We start from the raw sequence: 10,332 nt of genomic DNA, 5'->3' as shown, positions 1-10,332 counted from the left end.
TTGGGCGCCATAATAGCGCCCGACGAAGGTGTCCAAAATCATTAGGCCAGTTCAGGCCGGCTCCCACAGGTATTGCAACCACCCAACCTGTGGGAGCTGGCTTGCCAGCGATGGGCTGCAAAGCAGCCCTAATCAGACCGCCGCCTTCTTCTGCCGAATCGCCACCGGCCCGACAGTGTCTTCAATGGCTTTTTTCAGCTCCAGGCGCATGCCCAGCAAGAACCCCAGCTCCACCACCACAAACAACGGCCCGATGATCAACCCCATCAGATCATCGACAAACGCCGGCTTGCGCCCTTCATAGTGGTGGCCGACAAACTGGATCACCCAGCCAATCACGAACAGCGCAAGCCCGGCACTCAGCCACACCAGGGTGCTTTGCACGGCCAACGCCTGCCCGGCCCACAGGCACAAACCAAGCAATACCGCCATCAGCAGGCCCAGGCGTTGATCCAGGCGCAAGTAGAACCAGCCGGTAACCAGCGCCACCAGCAGCGCCGGCGACACCCAGACGCCGCCCACCGCAGCCCCCGGTCGTGACAACAAAACCGTCACCGCCAGCACAATCAGCGGAATACCGATAAAGTGGGTGACGATGTTGCGCGGGTCGCGGTGGTAGGCGGCGTATTGACTCAGGTGTTCGACCAGGTTTTTCATTGTTGTTCCTCCTGTAGGTGGCGTGAGCATGTCCTACAGATTTCCGCCTGTCTGTCGGCTAGCCGACAGAGCTCACCTTCGAGGCGCTATGCGCGAAACCCTGCTGCAAGGTCATTGGTTCCAGGCGTTGCCTCCCTGCTTTCAGGATAGCCTGTTGGCGCTGGCCCGGCAGCGTGAGCTGGCAGCCGGGCAATACCTGTTCCAGCGCGGTGATGCGCCGTGCGGGCTGTATGCGGTGCTAGACGGGGCGATGCGCGTGGGCGCGGTGGCTACCGATGGCAAGGAAGCGCTGTTGACCCTGATCGAAGCGCCGCACTGGTTCGGTGAGATCAGTCTGTTCGACGGCCAGCCGCGTACCCACGACGCCCAGGCTGAAGGGCCGACCCGGCTGTTATGGATACCCCAGGCGCCGCTGTTGAAGTGGCTCGAACAGCAGCCACAGCACTGGCGCGACGTGGCGTTGCTGATGAGCCATAAACTGCGCGTGGTGTTTGTTGCCCTGGAGCAGCAGAGCCTGCTGGCGGCGGCGCCGCGGGTAGCCCACAGGCTGTTGCAGATCGCCGCCGGTTATGGCGAGTTGCGGGGCAGCCGGCGCGTGCTGCAACTGTCCCAGGAGCAGTTGGCGCTGATGCTCTCGCTGTCGCGCCAGACCACCAACCAGATCCTCAAGTCGCTGCAACAGGAGGGCGCCTTGCGCCTGGGCTATGGCGAGATCGAAATCATCGACCCCGCACGCCTGCAGGCGCTGGCTAATCCGGCTGGAACGGTGACTGACTGAGGATCACCCCGGTCTCCTCGACATACTTCTGCCATTCGCCGAGCAGCGCCTCCAGTTTCGCTGGTTGTGCCGTGGCCAGGTCATTGATTTCGCCCGGGTCGCTGGCCAGGTCGTAGAGCTGCCAGGTGGCCGGGCCGACCGGGCCGGGGATGTACACGGCTTTCCAGTGGCCCTGGCGAATCGCCCTGCGGCCGAACAGCTCCCAGCCGGTGACGGTGTTTTCGTCGTGTACCTGCTCGGTCTCGCCCGACAGGAAACCCAGCCAGGACTTACCGCGCAGCGGCGCCACGTCGCGACCGCGCCAACGCTTGCCGGGGTGACGCACGCCGGCAAGATCAAGCAGGGTCGGGGTGATGTCCATCACCGTGCTGAACTGATGGCTGATCTGGCCCTGGCGCGCCAATGCCGGGTAATGCACCAGCGCCGGCACGCGAATTCCGCCTTCGCTGGTGAAGGCCTTGTACAGCCGCGACGGTGCAGTGGCCGCCTGGGCCCAATGTGGGCCGTACCAGACATAGGAGTTGGCCCGGCCGATGTTCTCCAGGCTGTTGTCGTAGTGCTGGTCGAGATAGCTGGCCAGTTGCGGGCCGAATTTGGGGAAGGCTTCGAGCAGCGCCCCTTCGGCACCGTTGTCGGACATGAACAGCACCAGGGTGTTGTCGAGCAGGCCCTGGTTGCGCAGGTAGTCCAGCACCCGGCCGATGTTCCAGTCCATGCGCTCGACCATCGCCGCGTACACCTCCATCGCCCGCGCCGAACGCTGGCGTTGCTCATCGCTGAGGCTGTGCCAGTGGTTGTCCACCGGGTGGGCCTGGGTATCGGCGGCGATCAGGCCCAACTGACGCAGTTTTTCCAGGCGCTCCTGGCGCAGCACTTCGGGGCCGGCGTCGTAGCGGCCCTGGTAGCGCGTCACCACCTCGGCAGGCGCCTGCAACGGCCAGTGCGGCGCCGAGAAGGGCAGGTAGGCGAAGAATGGCCGGCTCTGGTCGCGCTCCTTCAGGTACTGCAGCAGCTTGTCGCCGAAGGCGTCGGAGGAATAGAAATCCTTGGGCAGTTCTTCGATAAAGGTCTGGTCTTCGATGTACAGCGCCGGCGTCGACTTGAGCAGGCCGGGGGTGTGTTCGTCATAGGTTGGCTCAAAGCCATAGTGGTTGGCAGCGCCGGGCAGCAGGGCGAAGGAGCGCTCGAAGCCGCGGGCCTGGGGCGCCAGTTCGGCGGTCAGGCCCAGGTGCCATTTGCCGCTCATCAGGGTCTGGTAACCGGCATCGCGAAGCAGCTCCGGCAGGGCCACCACGCGGTCATTGAGATAGCCTTCGTAGCCTGGCTTGCCGATCAGCTCCGGGGTCAGCGCTTCGGCCATGGTACCGATGCCGGCGATATGGTGGTCGGTGCCGGTGAGCAGCATCGAACGGGTTGGCGAGCAGGTCGGCGCGGTATGGAAATCGGTCAGGCGCAGGCCGGCAGTGGCCAGCGTGTCGAGGTTCGGCGTGGCGATTTCACCGCCGAAGGCGCCGAGGTCGGAGAAACCCAGGTCGTCGGCAACGATGACCAGAAAGTTGGGGCGTTGGCTCATGGTCGGTTCTCAGTAGGCAAGGTAGGTCAAAGGCAGGTCGCGGATCTGTTCCAGCGCCGGCGGCAGATAGCGTTCGTCGGCGGTCAGTTCGTGCAGCAGGTCTTCGCGCAGACGGTGGAAGGCGTAACTGGCGCGTTGGCGCGGGTGCGCCAGGTCGATGTCGACGATGCGCTTGATCCGCCCGGGGCGCGGCTCCAGTACCACCACGCGGTTGGCGAGAAACAGCGCTTCTTCGACATCGTGGGTCACCAGCAGGGTGGTAATGCGTGCCCGCTCGCGAATCGCCAGCAGCTCGTCCTGCATCTGCTGGCGGGTCAGCGCGTCGAGGGCGCCGAAGGGTTCATCGAGGAGCAAGATACGCGGGCTGGCCACCAGGCCACGGGCAATTGCCACACGCTGGGCCATGCCACCGGAGAGCTGGTGCGGGTAGGCCTGGCTGAAGTCCTGCAGGCCCACCAGGGCGATGTACTGGTCGATGCGCTGCTGGCGCTGCTCGCTGTTCAACGGCTCGTTGACCAGGCCCAGGGCGATGTTCTGCGCCACGCTCAACCAGGGGAACAGGCGGTGCTCCTGGAAGACGATGCCGCGTTCGCTGCCGATGCCATTGAGCGGCTGGCCGTCGATCAGGATCTGCCCCTGGTAGTCGTTGTCCAGGCCGATCAGCAGGCGCAGCAGGGTAGATTTACCGCAGCCACTGGCGCCGACGATGGCGACGAACTCACCGTCGGCGATTTGCAGGTTGAAGTCGCGGATGGCTTCCAGCTCACCGCCGGCCACGGCGAAGTGTTTGCCGACCTGATTGAAACTGACCAGGGCAGGGGCGATGGCGTTCATGCTCGTCTCCAGCGCGTGGCGCGCAATTCGAGGTGTTGTCCAAAGGCGCCGAGGAGCGCGCCAGTGAGGCCGACCAGGAGCATCCCGGCCATGATGATGTCCATGCGCAGCAACTGCTGGGCGCCGATCATCAGGCTGCCGATACCGCCGCCCGAGGGCATGAAGTATTCGGCGCCGATGGTACCCAGCCAGGCGTAGATCAGGCCGATGCGCAGGCCGGCGAAAATCCCCGGCGCAGCGCCTGGCAGCACCAGTCGGTGCAGGCGCTGGGGCAGGTTGAGGTGCAGCACGCGGGCGACTTCCTCCAGCTGTGGCGAGCGGTTGGCCACCGCCCGTTGGGTGGCGATGAACAGCGGGAAGAACGCCGCCAGGCCGACGAATACCCATTTGGCCAATTCACCGAGGCCGAACCAGGCGGTCAGCAGCGGCACCCAGGCGAAGATCGCGATCTGGCGCAAACCGGCCAGGCTTGGCCCGAGCAGCCGTTCGGCGGGCGTCGACAGCCCAAGCCACAGGCCCAGGGTGAAGCCCAGGCTGCCGCCGAGCAGCAAACCGCCCAGGGCCCGACCGACACTGATCGCCAGGGCGCCGCTGAGCGAGCCGTCGAGCAGGCCATTCCAGGTGGTCTGCAGGACTTGCAACGGGGCAACCAGAATCTGCGTGTCGACCCAGTCCAGTTGATTGGCCAGCTGCCACAGCACCAGCAGCGCGATCGGCAGCAGCAAGGCCTGCAAGCGCTGGGCGCCTTGCAAACGCGACACCCGCAGCTCGGCGCTGGGCGGATGCGGCCAATGCACCAGGTGCCGGTCGAGCCAGCCGAGGATGCGATCCATGACAAGACCCAGCAGGCCGATGACCAGGATGCAGACAAACACGATATCGAGCATGAACAGCTGCCGGGCCCAGACCATCAGGTAACCGATACCTTCACTGGAGGCCAGCAGTTCCACCGCCAGCAACGATGTCCAGCCGGTGGCCAGGGCCAGGCGCACGCCGGCGAGAAAGGCCGGCAGGGCCGCCGGAAAAATCAGTTGGCTGACCAGCAGGCGCGCCGGCAGGCGCAACACCGTGGCCGCCTCGCGCAGCCGTGGCTGGGTATCGCGCACCCCCACCAGGGTATGCAGGGTCACTGGCACGATGATCGCCTTGACCAGCACCACCAGCTTGAGCACCTCGCCGATACCGAACAGCACCATGAACAGCGGCACCCAGGCCAGGGTCGGGATCTGCGCCAGTGCATTGAAGGTTGGCAGTACCAGGCGTTCGGCGCGACGGCTGAAACCCAGCCAGGCACCGAGCAAGGCGCCGCTGGCGACGCCCACCAGCAGGCCCAGGGCCAGGCGTTGCAGGCTGATCGCCAGGTGCGTCCACAGCTCGCCCTGGGCCAGCTCCAGGCCGCTCTGCCAGACCAGGCTCGGTGCCGGCAATATCTGTTCGCTCATCCACTGGTTGCGACTAGCCAGCCACCACAGTGCTGCCAGTAACAGGGGCAGATACCAGGCTTGCAGGCGGCTCAGGTACAGGCCGTCGAACCGTCGCGTCCGGCCTGGCGGGCTGGCCAGTGGCAGGCTGGAAAGTGAAGCTCGGGCCATGGAAACCTCTGCGAGTTGAAATTTGCTTATTCTTAAATTGAATTACAGATTTGAATATCAATTCGTTTAGGTGATAAGAATCTGCATTTAAAGCTGCTGTCACAACGCGCAGCCAATGCATTCGAAGCATATTTTTCTTGTGCCTGATGCATGGCGCGCTGGAACGCCCGTAGAACGGCTTTTATGCTTACAAGTTATTAAAATGTAATTTATTAGTATTTATTTACTGGTCTGGGTTGTCGGTAGCGTGGCCGCACCATTACAAGGAGTCGCGTGCCATGAACCTGTCGATCAACCGTGTGTTCAATCTGTTTGCCGTTCCCGCCCTGGCCGCGGTGGTCGGCTGGCTGCCGCCGGCCCAGGCTGGCGAGGTCAGGGAAATCCGCATCGCCGTGCCCGACCTGAGCGCCGGCACCCAGCATTCCGGCGGCGGTGTGACCGACGTACTGCGCGACCAGCAATTGCTGGAAAAAGCCTTCGCCGCCGATGGCATCAGCATCCAGTGGAACTACTTCAAGGGCGCGGGCCCGGTGATCAACGAGGCATTCGCCAACGGCCAGGTCGACTTCGCCTACCTCGGCGACCTGGCGGCGATCATCGGCAAGGCCAATGGCCTCGACACCCGCCTGCTGGCCGCCACCGGGCGCGGCATCAAGCATTACCTCGGAGTGGCGCCGGGCAGCAACATCAAGACCTTGCAAGATCTCAAGGGCAAGCGCGTGGCGGTGTTTCGCGGCACTGCCACCCAGCTGTCGTTCGACGCCGCCCTGGCCAGCCAGGGCCTGAGCGAGAAGGACCTGAAAGTCATCAACCTGGATTTCAACGCGGCGATCGCCGCCCTGGCTGCCAGGCAGATCGACGCCACCTGGGGCTCGACCGGCATCAGCGCCCTCAAGCAACGCGGCCTGGCCGAGCTGCCGCTGAACACCCGTGACCTGGGCGGCGCCGGTAATGTTCAGGCGGTGCTGGTAGGGTCCGGGCGCTTTGTCGACGAGCACCCGGAGCTGGTGGAAAAACTGCTAGCTGCTCAGGAGAAGGCCGTGCACTGGCTGACCCAGGACGACAACAAGGAGGCTTACATTCAGTTGGTCTCGGGGCTGGCCAGCTACCCGCCGGCGATCCTGCAGCAAGACCTGCAGAACGAGCAGCTGAGCAAGATCTTCCCCTCGACCCTGGATGCCGACTTTCTGGCCAAGTTGCAGGCTTCAGTTGACCTGGCCGCCGGGCAGCGGCTGATCCGCAAACCGTTCAAGGTCGAGCAGTGGCTGGCGCCTCAGGCTATCCGGCCAGCACCTGCACCTCTGGCTGCCGATCGAGGCTGATCAGGGTTTCGATCATTGCCCGGGCGGCGGGCGAAAGGCGATAACCGCTGCGGCTGACGATGCCGCAGCGGGCATTGAGGCTGTCGAGGTTGGCCGGCAGGTTGCGCCAGTGCAGGCGTATCAGGCGGCCCTGTTCGATGTCCTCGGCAAAGGCTTCTTCGGTGCCGATACCAATGGCGTCGGTGCCCAGCACGATCTTCACCAGGGTCGGCAGGTGCTCGGTCTGCACCTGCGGGGCGAAGTCGGTCTTGCCGCTGAGGTTGGCCAGCAGCTTGCGCACCCCCGGCGGGATCAGGGTGGTGGCCAGCGGGTAGTCGAACATGTCGTTGGTCGACAGGCTGTCCTTGGCCAGCAGCGGGTGCCCCGGACGGCAGAAGAACAGGCCGCGGCGCGGGCTCAGCGGCTGGGTCTGGAAGTTCGGGTCGGCCTCGAAATGACGGATGTCGGCGACGAAGAACTCGATCTCTTCTCGACTCAGCGCACGGCTGAGTTTTTCCCAGTTATCCACGTCGAAGCAGGTGCGCACCTTGGGGTGGGCGCCGAGAAAGCGTGCCACCGCCTGCGGCACCAGGTGCACCGCAGGCGCCGGGCCGCAGCCGAAGCGCAGCTCGCCGGCATCGAGCTTGGTCATCTGCTGCACTTCGCTGTTCAGCTGCGCCGCGCCTTGCACCAGGCGCAGGGCGTGCTGCAGCACCACCTGGCCTTCGGGCGTGGGGCGCAGATCCTTGTTGCCGCGATCGATCAGCACGCAGCCGAACTCCTGTTCCAGGCCCTGGATGCTGCGGCTGAAAGCCGGCTGGGTGATGCCCATGGCATCGGCGGCGCGGACAAAACTGCGGTGTTCAGTGAGGGCGATGAAGTAACGCAGTTGGCGAAGATCCATATGCTTTCCCGGCATTCCAAAAATACGGCGAAGGTATTTGCCGCCGTGCAGGCTCAGGTTTTAAATGCAAGCTCTTATTCCGTCAATGAAGCATCTGTTTATTTGTTAGAGCTTATTTGCATATCAATAGAGCAGAGCTTTCATCGGCACTTCGCGCAACCTAGCCAGATGAGGGTCAAACCATGAGCAATGCCGCACGCGTCGTAGCACCTGTCACCCACGCGCTGGACATCCACCCGGTGGCCGGTCGCATCGGTGCCGAGATCCGCGGGGTCCAGTTGAGCGCCGACCTTGAACCTGCCGTGATCGAGGCCATCCAGGCCGCGCTGGTGCAGTACAAGGTGGTGTTCTTCCGCGCCCAGACTCATCTTGATGACCAGGGCCAGGAAGCCTTTGCCCACCTGCTCGGCGAGCCGATCGCCCACCCGACCGTGCCGGTGCGCGAAGGCACGCGTTACCTGCTTGAACTCGATGGTGGCGAAGGGCGCCGGGCCAATTCCTGGCACACCGACGTGACCTTCGTCGATGCCTACCCCAAGGCGTCGATCCTGCGCTCGGTGGTAGCGCCCGCGTCCGGCGGCGATACCGTATGGGCCAATACCGCCACGGCTTATCAGGACCTTTCTGCCGAGTTGCAGGCCCTGGCTGACCAGCTCTGGGCGGTGCACAGCAACGAGTACGACTACGCCGCAGCCAAGCCCAACGTGAGCCTCGAGCAGCTGGAAAATTACCGGAAGATCTTCACCTCGACGGTGTATGAAACCGAGCACCCGGTGGTGCGCGTGCACCCGGTCAGCGGCGAAAAGAACCTCTTGCTCGGGCACTTTGTCAAACGCATCAAGGGCTACTCGCAGAGCGACTCGGCACATCTGTTCAACCTGCTGCAAAGCCATGTCACACGGCTGGAGAACACCGTGCGCTGGCGCTGGCAGGCGGGTGACGTGGCGATCTGGGATAACCGCGCGACCCAGCATTACGCGGTGGACGATTATGGCACCCAGGGCCGCGTGGTACGCCGGGTGACCTTGCAGGGCGATGTGCCGGTGGGGGTGGCCGGGCAGCATAGCCGCACCACACGCGGGGCTTGAAGCAATCGCGGGGCAAGCCCGCTCCTACAGTCCAGGTGTTGTGCACAGCGGACATTGTGGGAGCCGGCGTTGCCGGCGATGGGCTGCGAAGCAGCCCCAAGTTCAGAGAATACTGATCGGGTAACTGATGATCAGCCGGTTCTCATCAAAGGTATTGGTGCTGTAGTCCCGGCGCATGGTCGAGTTACGCCACTTGAGCGACAGGCTCTTCAACGTCCCCGACTGGATCACATAGGCCAGCTCCGATTCCCGCGCCCATTCCTTGCCATCGGTGATGGCGCCGGTATGCACGTTGTCGCCGCTGATGTAGCGGTTCATCAGGGTCAGCCCGGGCACGCCGAGGCCGGCGAAGTTGTAGTCGTGACGCAACTGCCAGGAGCGCTCCTGGGCGTTGTCGAAGCTTGAGTTGTAGCTGTCGTTGGCCAGGGTGCCACCACTGGTGCCATTGACCCGCATCCAGGCATCGTCGCCGCTGACTTTCTGCAGGCCAACATAGAAGGTACTGGCGCCGTACTTGGCCGAGAGCATCGCCGAGGCGGTGCGGTTGTCCAGTTTGCCGGCGCGTTCGGCGCCGTCTTCCTTGCCGATGAAGTAGCCGAGGTTGGCGCCCAGGGTCCAGTCGCCCAGCGGCTGGCTGTGCACCAGGTTGAGGTACTGCTGGTTGTAGATGTCCTTGAGTTCGGCGTTCCACAAACCGATCATCGTGCGCTTGTCGTTGAAGCTGTATTCGCCACCGGCAAAGTTGAAGCGGTCGGAGGTGAAGGCCGCCCGGCCGTTCATCGACATGTCTTCCATGCTCGCGTCATTGCGCGGGCTGTTGCCGCGGAACTGCCCGGCATACAGGGTCAGGCCGGTGATTTCCTGGGAGGTGATCTGCCCGCCGCGGAAGGTTTGCGGCAGCGAGCGGCCGTCGTCCGAACGCAAAATCGGCAGCACCGGCATCCATTCACCAACCTTCAGTTCGGTGTTGGAGATCTTCGCTTTCAGTGCCACGCCGAGACGGCCGAAATCGTCGGCCGGGCGCCCGTCATCGTGCACCGGCAACAAGTGTGTGCCCGCCGTGCCCTTGCCGCCATCGAGCTTGACCGAGTACAGGCCCAATACATCGACACCGAAGCCGACCAGGCCCTGGGTAAAGCCGGAGCGGGCGTCGAGGATGAAGCTCTGGGTCCATTCCTCGGCCTTGCCTTGCGGGTTGGCCGGGTCGACGAAGTTGCGGTTGATGTAGAAATTGCGCAGGTTGAGGCTGGCCTTGGCGTCCTCGACAAAGCCGCCTTCGGCCGCGAGGGCGGGCAGGGCGCAAGTCATGGCCAACAAGCCGGGAAGCAGGTGTCGTGCGGGTGCGGGTGTGGTCATCGTCTGTTGTCTCTTGTTTTTATGTAAGCCGAAGCCATCCGCTGCGACGGTTTCAGGTCACAGGCCGGGCTACGATCTTTTGGGGGGACGCTTTGGAAAAGCTGCGAAGCGATGGTGCGGCGGCGGGCGGGGGTGAATCAATTCGTTATAGGCGGAATTGGGCGATAATCGAACGGTAACTGGTTGGTTAATTCCTCATCGCGGGGCAAGCCCGCTCCTGCAGGCGATTGCATAAAAAAGCCCACCGCA

General features: G+C 63.8%; 9 protein-coding genes. 3 read left to right on the top strand and 6 right to left on the bottom strand.

Going from position 1 to position 10,332, the window contains the following annotated elements; genetic code table 11:
- Window positions 1-132 precede the first annotated feature (132 nt).
- Complete coding sequence (locus ABM562_RS20940) at window positions 133-657, bottom strand: Mpo1 family 2-hydroxy fatty acid dioxygenase (RefSeq protein WP_346617059.1); 525 nt, start codon at window positions 655-657, stop codon at window positions 133-135.
- Window positions 658-745: 88 nt separating this feature from the next.
- Here ABM562_RS20940 and ABM562_RS20935 point away from each other — a divergent pair, with 88 nt between their 5' ends.
- Complete coding sequence (locus ABM562_RS20935; protein ID WP_115085501.1) at window positions 746-1,435, top strand: Crp/Fnr family transcriptional regulator; 690 nt, start codon at window positions 746-748, stop codon at window positions 1,433-1,435.
- On the opposite strand, the gene ABM562_RS20930 is transcribed toward ABM562_RS20935, so the two are convergent.
- Genes ABM562_RS20930 through ABM562_RS20920 form a run of 3 tightly spaced genes read right to left on the bottom strand, consistent with a single transcriptional unit; the run spans window position 1,407 to window position 5,434 of the window.
- Entirely contained in the window at window positions 1,407-3,008 is a 1,602-nt protein-coding gene (locus ABM562_RS20930) for an arylsulfatase (RefSeq protein WP_460423198.1), read from the bottom strand. The genes ABM562_RS20935 and ABM562_RS20930 overlap by 29 nt on opposite strands.
- 9 nt (window positions 3,009-3,017) lie before the next feature.
- The gene (locus ABM562_RS20925; RefSeq protein ID WP_460423196.1) at window positions 3,018-3,842 is read right to left on the bottom strand and encodes an ABC transporter ATP-binding protein; all 825 of its coding nucleotides are present in this window, start codon (window positions 3,840-3,842) and stop codon (window positions 3,018-3,020) included.
- Entirely contained in the window at window positions 3,839-5,434 is a 1,596-nt protein-coding gene (locus tag ABM562_RS20920; protein ID WP_460423194.1) for an ABC transporter permease, read from the bottom strand. Before ABM562_RS20920 ends, ABM562_RS20925 begins: the two co-directional genes overlap by 4 nt.
- Window positions 5,435-5,712: 278 nt before the next feature.
- On the opposite strand from ABM562_RS20920, the gene ABM562_RS20915 reads away from it, so the two are divergent.
- Complete coding sequence (locus tag ABM562_RS20915) at window positions 5,713-6,756, top strand: ABC transporter substrate-binding protein (RefSeq protein ID WP_460423192.1); 1,044 nt, start codon at window positions 5,713-5,715, stop codon at window positions 6,754-6,756.
- Here ABM562_RS20915 and ABM562_RS20910 read toward each other — a convergent pair.
- On the bottom strand, window positions 6,713-7,639 hold the full coding sequence (locus ABM562_RS20910) for a LysR family transcriptional regulator (RefSeq protein ID WP_036996727.1): 927 nt from the start codon (window positions 7,637-7,639) through the stop codon (window positions 6,713-6,715). The two genes, ABM562_RS20915 and ABM562_RS20910, sit on opposite strands and share 44 nt — an antisense overlap.
- 182 nt (window positions 7,640-7,821) lie before the next feature.
- On the opposite strand from ABM562_RS20910, the gene ABM562_RS20905 reads away from it, so the two are divergent.
- Window positions 7,822-8,727, top strand: coding sequence for a TauD/TfdA dioxygenase family protein (locus tag ABM562_RS20905; protein WP_115085507.1), 906 nt, complete (start codon window positions 7,822-7,824; stop codon window positions 8,725-8,727).
- Window positions 8,728-8,829: 102 nt separating this feature from the next.
- Here ABM562_RS20905 and ABM562_RS20900 read toward each other — a convergent pair whose 3' ends face one another.
- Window positions 8,830-10,083, bottom strand: a complete 1,254-nt coding sequence (locus ABM562_RS20900) for an OprD family porin (RefSeq protein ID WP_233673904.1) — start codon at window positions 10,081-10,083, stop codon at window positions 8,830-8,832.
- Window positions 10,084-10,332 lie beyond the last annotated feature (249 nt).

It is taken from the genome of Pseudomonas sp. ZL2, from assembly GCF_054788455.1.
Note: the sequence above shows the minus strand (reverse complement) of the source record. Positions and strands in the feature narration are given on the sequence as shown.